The sequence below is a fragment of the Saccharopolyspora sp. NPDC045839 genome (assembly GCF_056431645.1).
In genome coordinates this window covers 139,248-154,930 of record NZ_JBWKKH010000003.1, presented here as the reverse complement: position 1 = coordinate 154,930, position 15,683 = coordinate 139,248, and the positions used below count along the sequence as shown (strand labels likewise).

At 69.5% G+C, this 15,683-nt stretch carries 11 protein-coding genes and 1 pseudogene; 11 read left to right on the top strand and 1 reads right to left on the bottom strand.

The annotated features are described in order from the left end of the window. Window positions 1-9: 9 nt before the first annotated feature. From sbnB to AC07EQ_RS06240, 11 genes and pseudogenes are all read left to right on the top strand, one after another. The gene (sbnB, locus tag AC07EQ_RS06290; RefSeq protein ID WP_478386867.1) at window positions 10-1,029 is read left to right on the top strand and encodes a 2,3-diaminopropionate biosynthesis protein SbnB; all 1,020 of its coding nucleotides are present in this window, start codon (window positions 10-12) and stop codon (window positions 1,027-1,029) included. Next, window positions 1,029-2,756 (top strand): IucA/IucC family protein, encoded by a 1,728-nt coding sequence (locus AC07EQ_RS06285; RefSeq protein WP_478386866.1) that lies wholly within the window; start codon window positions 1,029-1,031, stop codon window positions 2,754-2,756. Before sbnB ends, AC07EQ_RS06285 begins: the two co-directional genes overlap by 1 nt. Then, on the top strand, window positions 2,756-3,976 hold the full coding sequence (locus AC07EQ_RS06280) for an MFS transporter (RefSeq protein ID WP_478386865.1): 1,221 nt from the start codon (window positions 2,756-2,758) through the stop codon (window positions 3,974-3,976). The genes AC07EQ_RS06285 and AC07EQ_RS06280 overlap by 1 nt, the downstream gene beginning before the upstream one ends. Further along, complete coding sequence (locus AC07EQ_RS06275; RefSeq protein WP_478386864.1) at window positions 3,973-5,616, top strand: IucA/IucC family protein; 1,644 nt, start codon at window positions 3,973-3,975, stop codon at window positions 5,614-5,616. Before AC07EQ_RS06280 ends, AC07EQ_RS06275 begins: the two co-directional genes overlap by 4 nt. Then, a complete protein-coding gene (locus AC07EQ_RS06270; RefSeq protein WP_478386863.1) occupies window positions 5,613-7,376 on the top strand; it encodes an IucA/IucC family protein in 1,764 nt (587 codons plus the stop codon). Before AC07EQ_RS06275 ends, AC07EQ_RS06270 begins: the two co-directional genes overlap by 4 nt. Further along, a complete protein-coding gene (locus tag AC07EQ_RS06265; RefSeq protein ID WP_478386862.1) occupies window positions 7,370-8,143 on the top strand; it encodes an HpcH/HpaI aldolase family protein in 774 nt (257 codons plus the stop codon). The genes AC07EQ_RS06270 and AC07EQ_RS06265 overlap by 7 nt, the downstream gene beginning before the upstream one ends. Further along, window positions 8,136-9,329: a type III PLP-dependent enzyme gene (locus tag AC07EQ_RS06260; protein ID WP_478386861.1), complete on the top strand. Its 1,194-nt coding sequence runs from the start codon at window positions 8,136-8,138 to the stop codon at window positions 9,327-9,329. The genes AC07EQ_RS06265 and AC07EQ_RS06260 overlap by 8 nt, the downstream gene beginning before the upstream one ends. 300 nt (window positions 9,330-9,629) lie before the next feature. Next, a pseudogene (locus tag AC07EQ_RS06255) lies at window positions 9,630-10,055 on the top strand (Clp protease N-terminal domain-containing protein); the annotation flags it as partial. Between the two features lie 74 nt (window positions 10,056-10,129). Continuing rightward, window positions 10,130-10,537 carry a hypothetical protein gene (locus AC07EQ_RS06250; protein WP_478386860.1) on the top strand — a complete coding sequence of 136 codons (408 nt, stop codon included), beginning with the start codon at window positions 10,130-10,132 and terminating at the stop codon, window positions 10,535-10,537. After that, on the top strand, window positions 10,534-13,869 hold the full coding sequence (locus AC07EQ_RS06245) for a tetratricopeptide repeat protein (RefSeq protein ID WP_478386859.1): 3,336 nt from the start codon (window positions 10,534-10,536) through the stop codon (window positions 13,867-13,869). The genes AC07EQ_RS06250 and AC07EQ_RS06245 overlap by 4 nt, the downstream gene beginning before the upstream one ends. Before the next feature lie 381 nt (window positions 13,870-14,250). After that, entirely contained in the window at window positions 14,251-15,216 is a 966-nt protein-coding gene (locus AC07EQ_RS06240) for an SDR family NAD(P)-dependent oxidoreductase (protein ID WP_478386858.1), read from the top strand. Between the two features lie 126 nt (window positions 15,217-15,342). On the opposite strand, the gene AC07EQ_RS06235 is transcribed toward AC07EQ_RS06240, so the two are convergent. Next, window positions 15,343-15,678, bottom strand: a complete 336-nt coding sequence (locus AC07EQ_RS06235; protein WP_478386857.1) for a hypothetical protein — start codon at window positions 15,676-15,678, stop codon at window positions 15,343-15,345. Between the last annotated feature and the right edge of the window lie 5 nt (window positions 15,679-15,683).

Sequence of the window (15,683 nt, the reverse complement as noted above, 5' to 3'; positions counted from 1 at the left end):
GGAGATCTTGTGTCCATTGAGGAATCCCCGAAGATTCTCTACCTGAGCCGAAGCGATATCGCCGAAGTCGGTGGAGCCGAAGCCGAGCTGTACGTGCAGGCGTTGCGCGCCGGGCTGATCGCGCACGCGGAGGGCAAGACGGTGCAGCCGCTCAAACCGTACCTGCGGGCCGCGGGCAAGGAAGGGCACATCGCGGACCGGATCATCGCGATGCCCGCGCACGTCGGCGAGCCCGGGTTGTCCGGTATCAAGTGGATCGGCAGCAAGCACGACAACCCGCTCCGACGTGGCCGGGAGCGGGCCAGCGCGGTGATCGTGCTCAACGAACCGGAGAGCAACTATCCGGTGGCGGTGCTGGAAGGCAGTCTGATCAGCGCCTGGCGGACCGCGGGGGTGACCTGCCTGGCCGCCCGGCACCTGGCGCGCAGCGGTTTCGCCGAGGTCGCGCTGGTGGGGTGCGGCGTGATCGGTCGCACCCAGATCACCGCGCTGCTGCAGCAGTTCGACCACGTCGAGGCGGTCCACCTCTACGACCAGCACGCCGAAGCGGCGCACGCGCTGGCCGAGCAGATCGGCCGCGACCACCCGGCGGTGAAGGCGCACGTCGCCGCCACCGCGGAGGAAGCCGTGCGGGCCGGGGACCTGGTCGTCCCGTGCACGGTCACCAGCCGCCCCTACATCCCGTTCAGCTGGCTCAAGCGGGGTGCGCTGGTGTGCAACGTGTCCATCATGGACGTTCAGAAGGAGGTCTTCCTCAAGGCGGACAAGGTCGTGGTCGACGACTGGGAGCAGAGCAACCGGGAGAAGAAGATCATCAACCAGCTGGTGCTGGAAGGTTCGTTCTCCCGCGAGCGGTTGCACGCCGAGCTCGGCGAGATCCTGGCCGGGACGAAGCCCGGGCGCACCGACGACGACGAGATCATCCTGCTCAACCCGATGGGCATGGCGGTCGAGGACATCGCGTGCGCCGGTGCGGTGTACGAGCGGGCGAAGCTGCGGGGCGTCGGAACCTGGCTGGACCTGTACTGATGGGTGTGGAACCGGCCGAGCTGGTGATGCGGGACCTGGTCGACGCCCTGTTGCAGGAGGACCTGGCCGGTTTCGGCACGCGCGCCGAAGCCGACCGGCCCGCAGCGCTCGCCGGCGAGCCGCTCGCCGCCGGGGAGCAGTGGTGCCAGGTGAAGCTGGCCGCCGGGTGGGTGTGCTGCCGGGTGCGGTCCGGTGGGGCGTTGCAGCGCTACCGGTACGCCCGCGGACCGGTCTGGTTCGGCGGGGATGGTTCAGCACCGCGGCCGCTGCATCCGGCGGAGCTGCTGGTGCTGGCGTGCGGTGAGTTTCCCGGTGTTGCCGAGGTGTCCGAAGACGTGCGTGCCGCTGTGGAGCACACCGAGGTGGTCCTCGGGCAGCGCGCCGAACTCGACCTGGCACCGCAGGGCGGGCGTCTGCTGGCGGGGGAGCGGTTGGCGGCGACGCGCAACCGACCGTTCCACCCCACCGCGCGGGCCGCGGCCGGCTGGAGCGCCGGCGAGGTCGCCCGGTACGGGTGGATGCGTGCCGCTGCGGTAGGTCTGGACTGGGTAGCTGTGCGTCGGGACCGGCTCCGCTTCGGCGGTGCTCCCGAATCGCAGCAGCTTTCCGAGCTGGTCCTCGACCGGGCCGCGCAGCGGACGCTCGCCGACGCGCAGACGTCCACCGGCGACGAGTACGTGGCGATTCCCGTGCATCCGTGGCAGTTCGAGCACGTGTTGCCCGGGCAGTTCGCCGACGAACTGGCCAGCCGGGCTGTGGTCCCGCTGGTGCGCGGGCTCGGCCGGTTCCACCCCACCTCCTCGATCCGCACCCTGACCGTGGCTCCGGAGACCCGGAACCACGTCAAGCTCCCGCTCGGGGTGGCCACGCTGGGGGCCACGAGGTTGCTGCCCCCGCGATACCTGGCCAATGCCGAGCGGGCGCAGGAGAGCATGCGCGGCCTCGTCGACCGGGATCCCGTGCTGCGCCACCGGGTGGCGTTGTGCGACGAGCGGATCTGGTGCGGTTGGCACGATCCCGACGACGAGTTCGGCGATCGGCCGGGCCGGCTCGCCGCCCAGGTGCGGGTGTACCCCGAGCTGGACGGCCTGGTGCTGCCGATGGCCGCACTGGCCGCGCACGAGTGGGACGTGCTGGCCCCGGCGATGTCGGTCCGGTTCGATCCGGTCGAGTTCTTCGCGGAGTTGGCGCGATCGTTCTGCGAGTTCGGGTTCGGCTTCCTGCGCTGCGGGGTCCTGCCGGAGCTGCACGGCCAGAACGTCGTGGTGCAGCTCCGTGCCGGACGGGTGGACCGGTTCGTGCTCCGGGACCACGACACGTTGCGGTTGTACCCGGAGTGGATGGCGAAGGCCGGGACGCGGGACCCGGAGTACGCGATCAAGCCCGGTGCACCGCAGTCGCTCCGGCTGGAGTCCGCGGAAGCGTTGGTCGGCTACCTCCAGACCCTCGGTTTCCAGGTGAACCTCTACGGCATCGCCGATGCGCTGTGCCGCCACTTCGACCTGGACGAAGGCGTGTTGTGGGCGCAGTTGTCCGGTGCGGTGCGCGAGTGCCTCGAACCGCTGCCGGCTGCGGTCACGGAGGTCGTGCGCACCCAGTTGCTGAATGCCGGGACCTGGCCGAGTCGCGAGGTGCTGGGGCCGTTGCTTCGACAGGGGCGGTCCAGCGGGGTGAGCATGCCCGCTGGAATCGGTGCCGTCCCGAATCCGCTCGGGGCGGTGCGTTGATGCGATCGTCCTCCGCCCGGACCTTCGGCGTCCTCTGCCTGGGGCAGTTCGCGGCGACCGCGGGTCTGACCATCGTGGTGCCGTTGTTGCCGTTCTACCTGGCTCGCCTGGGCACCCCGGAAGCCGATATCCCGTGGTGGACGGCCGTTTCGCTGGCTGCTCCGGCGGTGGTGCAGCTGATCAGCGGACCGCTGTGGGGATGGGTCGGCGACCGCTTCGGCCGCAAGTCGATGGTGGTGCGCGCGCACTTCGGGCTGGGGCTGGCCATCGCGCTCATGGCGCTGGCGAGCACGCCCGGCGAGTTCTTGGCGTGTCGGGTGCTGCAGGGCGCATGCGGTGGCGTGGTCAGTGCGACCGCCGCGTACGCGAACGCCGGAGCCGCGGCCGACCGCCGCGGACGGGCGCTCGGTGCCTTGTTCGGTGCTACCGCAGCGGGATCGCTGCTCGGACCGCTGGTGGGTGGGCTGCTGGCCGGGCGGCTCGGGTTCAGCCCGTTGTTCGTTGCGGTGGCCGGGATGCTCGCGCTGTCCAGCGTGCTGGCCGCGGTCGTGCTGTCCGAACCACCGGGCCACGCCCCGCAGCGGCAGTCCGTGCGCGTGGTGGCCGGGATCTTGCTGCGGACACGGGAAAGTCGTTCGATGCTGCTGGCCGGGCTGGCCGCCCAGGCCGCGATCTACGCACTGGTGGTGGTGTTCGCACCGCACGTCGAGCGCGTGACCGGTTCGGTGGCCGCCGCGACGACCTGGGTCGGCGTGCTGCAGGCGGTGACCTGGCTGGCGTCGTGCGCGGGAAGCCCGTGGTGGGGCCGCCGCAACGACGTCCGACCGGCGCAGGCTGGTTTCGCCGTGGCCGCTGCCGGGTGCGGGCTCGCGGTGGCGCTGCAGGCGGTGGCGAGTGTGGAGCTGCTGGTACCGCTTCGGTTGGTCCAGGGCTTCTGCTTCGCCGCGCTCGTGCAGTCGGTGCTGCACGTGACCGCCCGACAGGTCCCGGACCGGGGGTGCGGCACCGCCTTCGGCTTCGGCACCGGGGTGCTCGACCTCGGCCAGGTGCTCGGACCGCTCGCGGGTGCGGCGTTGGCGGTCCTGCTGCCGCCCGCGGCGGTGTTCTCCCTGATCGGCGCGCTGCTGGGCGTGGCCGCGTTGCTGGCCGTGGCCGGTCGGCCGAAACCCGGTGCGGACTCCCGCCAACCGGATGAGACTCGCGAAAAGGTGTTGCGGTGAAAGAAGTCCAGGCACGCGCTGCGGCGCGACAACGCCTGCTCAACGCGCTGGTGCGGGAAGCCGGCGGCGAGGTGAGCGCCGAGGCGGTCCGGATCCCTCTGCGCTCGGCGGACGGTGCGCTCCGGGCCGAGGTGCGGTACCGCTCCGAGGCCGGCCATCACGCCTACGGGACCGTGGTGTTCCGGGAACTCCCCGACGGCAGCCGGATCCCGCTCGGCCACGACGAGTTCGTGTCGTTGCTCGTCGGGGAACTTGCCGAGCACGGCGTCGGAACACCACCCGACGCGGCCGCGGCGTTGAGTCGTCAGATTGCCAACAGCGTCGCGAGGACAGCTCGCTACCTGGCCCGCGAGCCGCGTCCCGCCCCTGTTTCGCCGGCGGAGATCACCCGGGACGCCGAGCAGTCGCTGCTGCTGGGGCACCCGTTCCACCCGACGCCGAAGAGCGCGGAGGGGTTCAGCGACGACGAACTCGCGCGCTACGCCCCGGAACTCGGTGCGTCGTTCCAGCTGCACCACTTCGCGGTGGCCCCGGCTCTGCTGCTGGAGGACCGGTTGGCCGACGAGCGCTGGATCCCGGCCGAGGTCGAGGAGAAGGCCCGTACTGCGTTGCGCGCCGACCAGTCCGACTACCGCCTGCTCCCGGTGCACCCGTGGCAGGCGGCTTACCTGCAGCGGCACCCGGAGGTCGCAGAGCTCGTCGACGCGGGGCGGATCGTGCCGCTCGGGCCGCTGGGTGCCGAGGTGTACGCGACGTCGTCGGTGCGCACGGTGTGCGACCCGGGCTTCGGGACGGCGTGGAAGCTGCCGTTGCACGTGCGGATCACCAACTTCGTCCGCAACAACCCGGTCGAGCACCTTCGCCGCGCGGCCGACGCCGGTCGGCTGGTTTGCGACGCCGCGAACCGGTGGCGGCACGACGGGTTCGAGGTGCTGCCGGAGACCGGGTACCGAACCGTCGATCCGGGCGTGGTCGGTGACCTGTCCGCGGACTTCGCAGTGCTGTTCCGGCGGAACCCGTTCGCCGGGTCCGGGGCCGCGCCGCGGGTGCTCGCCGCGCTGCTGGAGGACCGGCTCGACGGGCGTGCGCCCGCACTGGTGGACCTCGTGGCGCAGGCGGGACCGCTTTCGCCCGAGCACGTCGAGGACTGGCTCCGCGAATACCTGCGGATCTCCCTGGGCCCGCTGCTCGCGGTGTTCACCGATCACGGCATCAGCTTCGAGGCCCACGTGCAGAACACCCTGCTGCACGTCGAGGACGGCTGGCCGCGTGCGTTCTTCGTGCGCGACATGGAAGGCACCAGCGCCGGCCGCGACCGGGTCAGGCCCGGGATCCTGCCGCCGGACAGCCCGGTGCTCTACGACGATGCCGAAGCGTGGCTGCGGCTGCGCTACCACTTCGTCACCAACCACCTAGGCCACCTGGTCGCGGTGCTGGGCCGGTTCACCCCGGCGGCCGAGCGGCTGCTGTGGTCGGTGGTGCGGGACTTCCTGCGTCAGCGCCCCGGCCACTACGCCGCGGAACTGCTGGCCGCGCCGGTGCTCCCGGCCAAGGCGAACTTGCTAAGCCGGTTCGCCGAGCGCGGCGAGCGCCCGCTCTACGTCGACATCCCCAACCCGATTCGCGAGGTGAACCGATGACCGCGGAGCTGGTGCGCTCGGCGCTGACCGCGCCGAGCTTCCGGAACGCAAGGCGCCGGGTGTTCCGGCAGCTGGTGGAATCGCTGGTGTACGAAGGCGCGCTGAAGACCCGGCAGGACGGCGACGAGCACTTCGCCGACGGCGTGGACGCCGCCGGTGCGGAAGTCTGCTACTCGTTCCGCGCGGTGCGCCGGTTCGGCTTCGACCGCGTCGGCCTCACCTCGGTGGTGCGGCGCGGCGACAGCGAGGCGGAGTCGATCACGCTGTTCCTGGCCGAGGTGCGCGACTCGCTGGAAGCCGATGCCGAACACCTGACCGGCTTCGCACGCGAGCTGGAAGAAACCCTGTTCAAGGACGCACTATCAGAACACGTCCGCACCGAGCGGCGCACGGATCTGTCCACTGCGGACTACGACACCCTGGAATCGGCCATCACCGATGGCCACCGCTACCACCCCACGTACAAGTCACGGCTCGGGTTCGACGCGGCGGACAACATCGCCTTCGGCCCGGAGTTCGCCAACCCGGTGCGCCCGCTGTGGCTGGCCGCGCACCGCCGCATCACCGAGAGCAGCGCCTCTGCATCGGTCGGCGACCAGTACGTGGCCGATCAGCTCGGTCCGGCGGCCGTGGAATTCCGCCGCCGCATCGAGGAGCTCGGGCACGATCCGGGCGACTACGTGCTGATCCCGGTGCACCCGTGGCAGTGGCGGGAGCGGATCGCCAGGGCCTTCTCCGACCAGCTCGGCCGTGGTGAGCTGATCCCGCTCGGGACCGATCCCGACGACTTCGGCGCGCAGCAGTCGATCCGCACCTTGGCCTGCTGGGACGATCCGCGGCGGCCCTACCTGAAGCTGTCGATGTCCATCGTGAACACCTCGACGAGCCGCGGGCTGGCCGCGCACACCGTGCGCAACGCGCCGCGCATCACGGACTGGCTGCGGGACGTGGTCGCCGGTGACGACTACCTGCGCGATGAGCTGCGCCCGATCCTGCTCGGCGAGGAGCTCGGCGTCGCGGTGACCCCCGAGTCCGGGTTGCTGCAGGCGGACACCTACGGAGCCCTGGCCTGCATCTGGCGGGAGAGCCTGCACCGGCACCTCGAGCCGGGCGAGCGCGCCGTGCCCTTCACCGGACTGACCGCGTGCCAGGTGGACGGCACGCCGCTGATCGACCCGTGGGTGCGAGAGCTCGGCGTCGGGGAATGGGTGCGGAGGCTGGTGCGGGTGAGCGTGCTGCCGCTGGTGCACCTGCTGTGCCGGCACGGCATCGCACTGGAGTCCCACGCTCAGAACATGGCGCTGGTGCACGAGAACGGCGTACCGACCAGGGTGGTGCTGAAGGACTTCCACGACGGGGTGCGGTTCTCCCGCACGCACCTGGCCGAGCCGCAGCGGTGCCCGGAGCTGGCCGGAACGCCGGCGCACCACCAGAACCGCAACTCCTTCGTGGAAACCGACGAGCTGGGCCTGGTCACCGACTTCCTGCTGGACGCCTTCTTCTTCATCAACCTCGGCGAGCTCGCCATCTTCCTCGCGGATCGCTGCGAATTCCCGGAGCGGCGGTTCTGGCTGCTGGTGCGCGACGAGATCCGCGGCTACCAGCAGCGGTTCGGGGAACTCGCCGACCGCTTCGCACTGTTCGACGTGTTCACCCCGACCATCGAGGTGGAGAAGCTGACCACCCGCCGGTTGCTGCCCGACACCGAACTGCGGCTGCACACCGTGCCCAACCCGCTCGCGGAGGTGGACCGGTGCTGAGGCGCAACACCGTCAAGGAACGCCTCGCCGGCAGCGGCGAGAGCTACGGGCTGTTCTGCTCGATCCCGTCGCCGACGCTGGTGGAGATGATCGGCTGTGCCGGGTACGACTTCGCCATCCTGGACACCGAGCACAGCCTGGTCGACCCGCAACAGCTGGAGAACCTCATCCGGGCCGCCGAAGCCGTCGACCTGGTGGCCTTCGTCCGCGTCCCGGAAGCCGACCCGGGCGCGATCCTGCGCGCGCTCGACGCGGGTGCGCTGGGGGTGGTGGTGCCGCACGTGCGCACCCGAGCCGACGTCGAGATGGCGATCCGGGCCGCGCGCTACGCGCCGGAGGGGATGCGCAGCCTCAACGGCGGTCGGGTGCCGGGTTTCGGGCGCATCGAGCTCACCGAGTACATCCGCCGCGCCAACGAGGAGATCATGGTCATCGCGATGATCGAAGACGCCGAGGGCGTCGACGAGCTGCCGGCGATCCTCGCCGGGGGCGGAGTCGACCTGGTGCTGGAAGGCGCCGCCGACCTGTCGCAGTCCTACGGCGTGCCGTGGCAGACCCGGCACCCGAAGGTCCGCGACGCGCTCGAACGCGTGCACGCCGAGTGCAAAGCGCACGACGTGCCGTTCTGCGCGATCCCGCGGACCTGCGAGGACCACGAGCAGTGGCAAGCAGCCGGGGTGCGCACCTTCGTGCTCGGCGAAGAACGCGGCCTGGCCGCCCGGGCGCTCCGCACGCACCTCGACCAGCACCGGAGGCCCCATGAGTGACCAACTGGCCAAGCTCGTGCAGGACCGCGTCGGTGGCGAGCCGGTGTGCCTGTTCGCTTACGACCTGGACCAGCTCACCGAACACGTCCGCACCGTGACCGAATCGCTGCCGCCGCGGTGCCGGATGTTCTACGCGATGAAGGCGAACAGCGCAGACCGGCTGCTGCGCGCCCTGGCGCCGCTGGTCGCCGGGTTCGAGGTGGCGTCCGGCGGCGAACTGGCCAAGGCGCGTGCGGTCGGCGCCGAGATCCCGGTGATCTTCGGCGGCCCGGCCAAGACACCAGCCGAGATCGAGCAAGCGCTGGTCCAGGGCGTGACCCGGCTGCACGCGGAGAGCGTGCTGGAACTGCACCGGATCTCCGAAACCGCGACCCGGCTCGACCGCACTGCGGACGTGCTGCTGCGGGTCAACCTCGCCGGCCCGTTCCCGGCGGCGACCCTGGCGATGGCCGGACGCCCCACCCAGTTCGGGATTTCCGAGGAAGTCCTGCCTGAAGCGGTCGCAGCGGCGCGGACCCTGCCCGGACTGCGGTTGGTCGGCTTCCACCTCCACTCCCTGTCCAACAACCTCTCCGCCCCAGCGCACCTGGAACTGCTGGAGCACTACCGGCGCACGGTGATCGGATGGGAGCGCGAGTTCGGGATGCGCTGCGAGGTGCTCAACGTCGGAGGCGGGATCGGGGTGAACTACGTGGACCTGGACGACCAGTTCGACTGGTCGTACTTCGCACGCGACCTGCCCGCGCTGGTAGGCCGATTCCCGGACCACCTGCGCGAAATCGACTTCGAATGCGGCCGCTACCTGGTCGCCGAATCCGGCCGCTACGTGGTGGAAGTGCTCGACGTGAAGCGCAACCACGGCGTGGACTACGCGCTGGTCCGCGGCGGCACCCACCAGTTCCGCCTCCCGGTCTCGTGGCAGCACAGCCACCCGTTCACGGTGCTACCGGTGGACCAGTGGCCGTCGAACGCACCGCGCCCGGAGCTGCGCAACGCCCGCGCAACCGTGGTCGGCGAGCTGTGCACCCCCAAGGACGTGCTCGCCCGAGACGTGCCGGTGACGCGACTGCGCGCCGGTGACGTGCTGGTGTTCAGCCATGCCGGCGCATACGGCTGGGAAATCTCGCACCACGACTTCCTCACCCACCCCCACCCGGAACACGTCTACTACGGCGACAGCCTCTGAGGTCAACGGACGGCGGAGTGCACGAAGCCCGGCGGAATGCAGATCGCGGGGGAGCGCGGATGCCGTCGGCCGCATTCGAAGCGTCGGGCGGCTGTCCTCGAAACCGCGACCGTGCTTCTGAGTGCACAGCGCGTGGTTCTATTTCGAACCAGGTCGAAGCGGTGGCCCGGTCGGACGAGGTTTCCGAACCGGCCAATGTCCTGGTGGCCGGGCGAGTAGGCGTTGTCTGAGCGCAACCCCGGGATCGTCGGGGCCGTGCCTGGCAAGATCCGGCTCCGAAACTGCGGGGTGGGGAGAGGGATGTTCGAACGGTTCACCGATCGCGCGAGGCGGGCGGTCGTGCTCGCGCAGGAAGACGCCAGGGCGCTGGGGCACACCTGCATCGGCACCGAGCACCTGCTGCTGGGGCTGCTCCAGGCGGGGGACGGCGTGGCGGTGCAGGTGCTGCGTTCGTCGGGGATCGGTTACGAGCGCGTGCGCGGGCTGGTCCGGGAGACCTTGGGCGTGGGGGAGGAAGTGCCCGCTGGGCATCTCCCGTTCACGGATCGGTCGAAGCGGGTGCTGGAGATGTCGCTGCGCGAGGCGGTGGGCCTGCGGAACAACTACATCGGCACCGAGCACATCCTGCTCGGCCTGCTCCGGGAGGGTGAAGGCTTCGCCGCCCAGCTGCTGGTCCGGTTGGGCTTCGATCGCCCGCAGGCGCTCCGGCGGATCGCGGAGGTCCTTGGCCGGCCCGGAGCTCATCGCATCGGGTGACTGCCGGGGTCGGCGCGACCGGGATTTGCCGGAAGCGATCACGGATGCTCGCCGCGTTCGAGATGATGTCCGACATGGCTCGGATGACCGGATGGCGGCGTGGCGCGGTGTGGGCGGGCGGGGTGCTGCTCGTGGCCGGGCTGGGGGTGTTCCTGTCGTTGCTGGGGCTGGATCGGGCGAACCAGACGGCGGGCGTGCTGAGTCTGTTCGTCAGCCTGGCGGGTCTCGGCGTGGCGGCTGCGGCCTACGTCGGCGACCGGAGGGTCGAGAAGCGCGCGGCGACAGGCAATGAGGGCGGCGGGTCCGTGCGCAACGAGATCAGCGGCGGGAAGTTCCACGGCACCGTGCTCCAGGTCGGCCGGATCTCCGGGCAGGTCAAGCTTCCCGGCTCCGAGCAGGATGGTGACGATCCACCGCAGCCCGGGGAGAGCGAGCCGGAACCGCGGGGATGATGCCGGGATCGCGGCGGAAGGCGGCGGTAGAGAACAAGATCACCGGGGGCGTGTTCTTCGGCACCGTGATCATGGGCGAGGAGGTCTCTCTCACGCTGCCGCCGGAGGTGCCGACCGCGCTCGGCGGTCTCCCACCGGCCCGCACCGGGTTCACCGGGCGGGATGCAGAACTGGACGAGCTGGTGACTGCATTGGCCGCCGGGGACGGACCGGCGGTGCCGGCGCAGATCACCGGGCTGCCGGGGGCGGGCAAGACCGAGCTTGCGATCCAGGCCGCGCACCGCGCTCGGGCGGAGGGCGCGTTCCCGGGCGGGGTGCTCTTCGTCGATCTGCACGGTTACGACGAACACCAGCGCGTCGCACCGGCGAGCGCGTTGGAATCGTTGTTGCGCGCCGTCGGCGTACGGACGGAACACATTCCCCCTGTCATCGAGGACCGAACGCGGTTGTTCCGCGACGTGCTCAGAGCTTTCGCCGAACAGGGGCGTCGGCTCCTGGTCGTCGCGGACAACGCGTCGTCGGCGAAGCAGGTCGAGCCGCTAGTGCCTGGCGACGGCAGCACAGGGATGGTCGTGACGTCCCGGCACACACTGGACGGGGCGGGACCAGGGCCGCGCATGGCGCTGTGGGAGATCGCTGAACTGCCTGAAGAGTCCTGCGTCGAGTTGCTGGCAGGCGAGCTGGCCACGGCACGGCGCAACGACGACACACGTGTGCGGGATCAACCGCAGGATGCGAGGCGGATTGCCGAGCTGTGTGGCCGGTTGCCGCTCGCCCTGCAGATCATCGCTTCTCTGCTGGCCTCCGATCCGAGGCGCCCGCTGGCCGCCGTGGCGATGGACCTGGCGGACGAGCGAAGCCGGCTGGACGAACTGCGCTACGACGACAATGCCGTGCGAGCCGCTTTCGAGCTGTCGTACCGGCAACTCGACACGGAACATGCGGCGTTGTTCGCGGCGCTACCGCTGATCCCGGGACCGCATTTCTCGACGGAGGCGGCCGCCGCGCTGGAAGAGCAGCCGGTCCGGGCTGTGCGGCGGCGGTTGGATTCGCTGGCCCGAGCGCACCTGGTCGAGCGCGCCGAACTGTACGGCCGGTGGCGGATGCACGACCTCCTCCGCCTGTACGCGGAGGAGCTCGCCGCCCAGCCGGTGGAGGACGACATCACCGCCCGTACCCGGCAAGTTGTCGCGGTCGGCCGCGTGCTGGAGTACTACCAGCGCGCGGCCGAGGATGCTATGCAGTCCGCAGAGGACTCCGAAGAGCCGTTCGACGCGGACGCGTGGTTCGGGCTGGAACGGCCGAACCTGACCGCGGCGGTCGTATCGGCGCGAGAGACAGACCGCCCCGACCTCGCGAGCAAACTCGCCGCCGCACTGCGCCATTATCTGAACCGGCAGCGGTATTTCGATGATCTCGCGCAGATATCCAGGATCGGAGCGGAGGCCGCTCAGCGTCTCGGCCAGGTGACGTTGGCCGGAATCCTGCTCAGCAGCTTGGGCGTCGCGCTCCGGGAGCTGGACCGGATCGACGAAGCCGTGGCGGTAGGGGAGGAGTCCGTCCTGCTGCTCCAGCGGGTCTGCGACGGTGACGACCTGGGGCAGGCGTACAACAGTCTCGGCGCTGCCCTGACCATGGTCGATCGAAGCCGGGAAGCCCTCGATGTGCTGCGACGAGCCCGGCACATCCATGAACGAACCGGGAACAAGGGCGCTGAAGGCCAAGCCGTGGCGAATCTGGGCACTGTGCTGTCCGGCATGCGCGAGTTCGAACTTGCGCACGAGGCGTACCTGGAAGCTGGAGACCTGCTGGCGGAAGCCAAGGATTACCATGGCCAAGCCACCGTGCTGGCCAACATCTGCGCATGCCTCTGGCAGCTCGACCGGTTGGACGAGGCCGCCGATGCCGGCCGGGTCGGCGCCGACCTGCACGAGGAGCTCGGCAACGAGCACGGGGCGGGCCTCGCCCTGGCCAGCCTGGCAGCCGTCCTCGGTGAGAAGGGCGAAACGGCGGAGGCCGTCGATCTGTACCGGCGGGCCATCGATTTATTCCAGCGCACCGGTGACCAGCGACGGCTAGGGCTCGTTTCGGCCCGGCTCGGTGGGCTTCTCATCGACGAAGACAGCGACGCGGCGATCGAGCCGTGTCGGACGGCAGTCCGCATTTTCAGCGAAATCGCCGACGAGACCGCGACGGCGGAGGCGCGACTGTTCCTGGGGCGAGCGCTTGCCGATTCCGGCCATTTGCCGGAAGGCGCGGAACAATTAGAACTCGCCGTTCGTGGCATTCGTGAATCCGGCAATGTCCAGCTCGACATGGTTGCGGAATGGCAGTTGGCGCAGGCATACGCGCTCGCCGACCGTGCTGATGAGGCGGCAGCTGCGGCCGCTCAAGCCGTGCGCCGTGCGCAAGACCTCGGCGACGAAGCCGCCGAGGCCGACGCCTGGCGATTCCTCGCGCGTTCCGCTCTCCAAAGCTCGGCCGAGGCTACTGCTGAGGCATGTGCGAAGGCCGTGCCGTTGCTGGAGAAGCTGGGCCACGGCCGAGAGGCGGCGGAGGACTACTACCTGTGGGGCAGTGCCCTGCACGAGCTGAACCAAACGGCGGACGCCGTGGAGAAACTCCGGCGCGCTCAGCGTTTGTTGCCGGACCCCGACAACCCGGAATTAGCCGCGCCCGTGGCGTTCAGGCTCGGCGCGGTCCTGTCCGCGGAGCAACGCCACGAGGAAGAAGTGGAGGCTTTGGAGCAAGCACGGACGCTGTTCCGGGCCGCCGGTGATGTCGTTGCCGAGCGCGATGTTTGCGAGTGCCTGCTGATCGCGCTGTGGAAGGTGGGGCGGACTGAAGAAGCGCGCCATCTCCACGCCGAGCACCTCGAACTGTGCCGCCGAACGGACGACCTCCTGGCGGAAGCGGGATCGTGGCTCTGCATGGGAGACCTCATGTCCGGTGCGGAACTGCACGAGGAAGCGATCAACAGCTACCAAGCGGCGCAACTACTGTACGAGGAAGCAGATTCACCCTGGTTGGGCCTGGCGTTGCTCGGGATAGCGACGACCCGTAACAGCGTGGAAGATCACGACGGCGCGGTGGAAGCCGGAATCCGCTCAGTCGAGCTGCTACGACCGGCGGAGAACCGGGAGGACGAAGGCCGCGCATGGTGGCAGTTGGTAGTGGCATACATTGCCACTGGTCGGCATTCGGCGGCGGCCGAGGCGCTGGAGAACGCGATCGCGGCCGGGCAGGATGCCGGACTTCCCGATGAGGTGCTGACCGAGATGCGCGAAATACTGCGCGAACTGACTGCGGAACCCGAAAAGCACGACCAATGACGCGTGTGACGAGGGCTGGTCCACGCCGGTCGCCGTGGACCAAGCGGCTGTCCGCGGCCGCCCTTCTGGCGGCGGCGCAGAGTCCTGACCGCGGTTTGATGCTGTGACCGGGGAGTATGAGCGGGCGTTCTACGATGATCAGTTCCGGAACGTGATGGCCGCTCTGGCCGAGGTGAGCCGCCCCGCATCCGCACCCGGTACGGCCGCAGCTCAGTTCGCCAGTGACGTTCGGAGCCGGGATTCGATGAGTTCCCCGGCCTCGGACATGATCCGGCGGATGAGGTCGGCCACTGCGGGGATGTCATTGATCAACCCCATCCGTTCTGCCTAACCGTCCCATTGTCAGATCGTCATTGATCGCGCGCCATTGGGTGTAGTTGTATGCGACTGCGTGTGGCCTGGGTGCTATCCGCTTGGCGAAATCGATCAAGGTGTCGTCGCGCTGACCACGAATCGACCGAGATGGTGAAATGCGCTGTTTCCCAACCGCCTCGGAGCGATAGGCGCGGCTGTGGGCTGAAGCGAGTCCGATCAGGTTGGGGCCGCCGCGTGAGTCGCCGTGTCCCCGCATCGGCGGAGATCAAGGACAATGGAGGTCCGATGACCGCAATTCGACCGCTCGACGGGTCAGTGTGCCTGGTCACGGGCGGTGGACGAGGAATTGGGAAGGCGAGCGCTCTCGCATTCGCCCGTGCAGGTGCCTCGGTCGTGGTGGCTGCGCGCAGCAGGGAACAGCTGGATGAAGTCGCGCAGGAGATCGGGGAGCTGGGCGGCACGGCGATGGCGATCGAAGCCGATGTCACGTCCGGCGAGGACTGCCACGCGATGGTGAAGCGGACGGCTGCCGAATTCGGCAGGCTCGACGTGCTATTGGCGAACGCAGGTGGTGGGCTGACCGAAGGAAGGCTGGTGGACAGCGATCCGCAAGAATGGACGCACACGATCGCACTCAACCTGACGAGCCTGTTTCACTGCTGCCAAGCGGCGGTGCCGATCATGGCAGAGCAAAGGGCGGGCAAGATCCTGCTGATGGGATCGGGCATCGGTCACGCTCCGACGCCTGGTGCGTCGGCGTACGCCGCGGCGAAGGCCGGTGCATCGCAGCTGGTGCGCGTGCTCGCGCAGGAGGTTTGGCGACTGGGCATCGACGTCAACGAGGTCGTGCCAGGACCTGTCGCAACCGAGTTGACCAAGTCGCACTTCACACCTGGGCAAGCTCCGCAGATGGCCAAGAGCGAGCGAGTCAAGCATCCGGACGAGGTGGCCGAGCTGGTGACCTGGCTGGCGACCAGACCGATCGCCGGACCGACCGGGCAGACATTCAGCCTGGCGAGGAGGCCGCTGTGAAGATGTTGCAACCGTCCGTCGTTTCCGTCAGCAGCATGGCAATCGGCTGCGGCCAACGGCTTTGACCTTCAGCGGCGGGTCGAACTGCCTCGGGCCCCGGCTCCGGGGCCCGAGGCAGTTCGCGGGCTAGGGCAACTGTGCGGTCGTCCCGTCCGCGAGTCGGGCACCAGGGACACCGCGGAATCTGTACGGCTGAGGCTCGTGGCCGACTTGGATCAGCCATGCCTCGCCCGTTCCCCCTGAATCCAGCAGCCGCATCGTGGCACGTGCGACATCGTCCGGCTGCAGCATGGGATAACCGGACGACCGCAGTTCCTCGGCGACCAGAGGCGTGTCGATGAAGCCGGGGCACAGCGCATTGATCGCGATCTTCTGCTCGGCGAGCTGCAGCCGTCCCGCTCCGGCGCGGCCCACTCCGCCGACGCCACCGGTGATCAGGGCGACTCGTTTCCCATTGCTCATGCCTT

Excerpts from the sequence above, each read along its gene's own strand:
- AC07EQ_RS06280 (WP_478386865.1), top strand. The coding sequence starts at position 2,756 with ATGCGATCGTCCTCCGCCCGGACCTTCGGCGTCCTCTGCCTGGGGCAG.
- AC07EQ_RS06245 (WP_478386859.1), top strand. The coding sequence starts at position 10,534 with ATGATGCCGGGATCGCGGCGGAAGGCGGCGGTAGAGAACAAGATCACC.
- AC07EQ_RS06250 (WP_478386860.1), top strand. The coding sequence starts at position 10,130 with ATGCTCGCCGCGTTCGAGATGATGTCCGACATGGCTCGGATGACCGGA.
- AC07EQ_RS06260 (WP_478386861.1), top strand. The coding sequence starts at position 8,136 with ATGAGTGACCAACTGGCCAAGCTCGTGCAGGACCGCGTCGGTGGCGAG.
- AC07EQ_RS06285 (WP_478386866.1), top strand. The coding sequence starts at position 1,029 with ATGGGTGTGGAACCGGCCGAGCTGGTGATGCGGGACCTGGTCGACGCC.
- AC07EQ_RS06270 (WP_478386863.1), top strand. The coding sequence starts at position 5,613 with ATGACCGCGGAGCTGGTGCGCTCGGCGCTGACCGCGCCGAGCTTCCGG.
- AC07EQ_RS06235 (WP_478386857.1), bottom strand. The coding sequence starts at position 15,678 with ATGAGCAATGGGAAACGAGTCGCCCTGATCACCGGTGGCGTCGGCGGA.
- AC07EQ_RS06240 (WP_478386858.1), top strand. The coding sequence starts at position 14,251 with ATGCGACTGCGTGTGGCCTGGGTGCTATCCGCTTGGCGAAATCGATCA.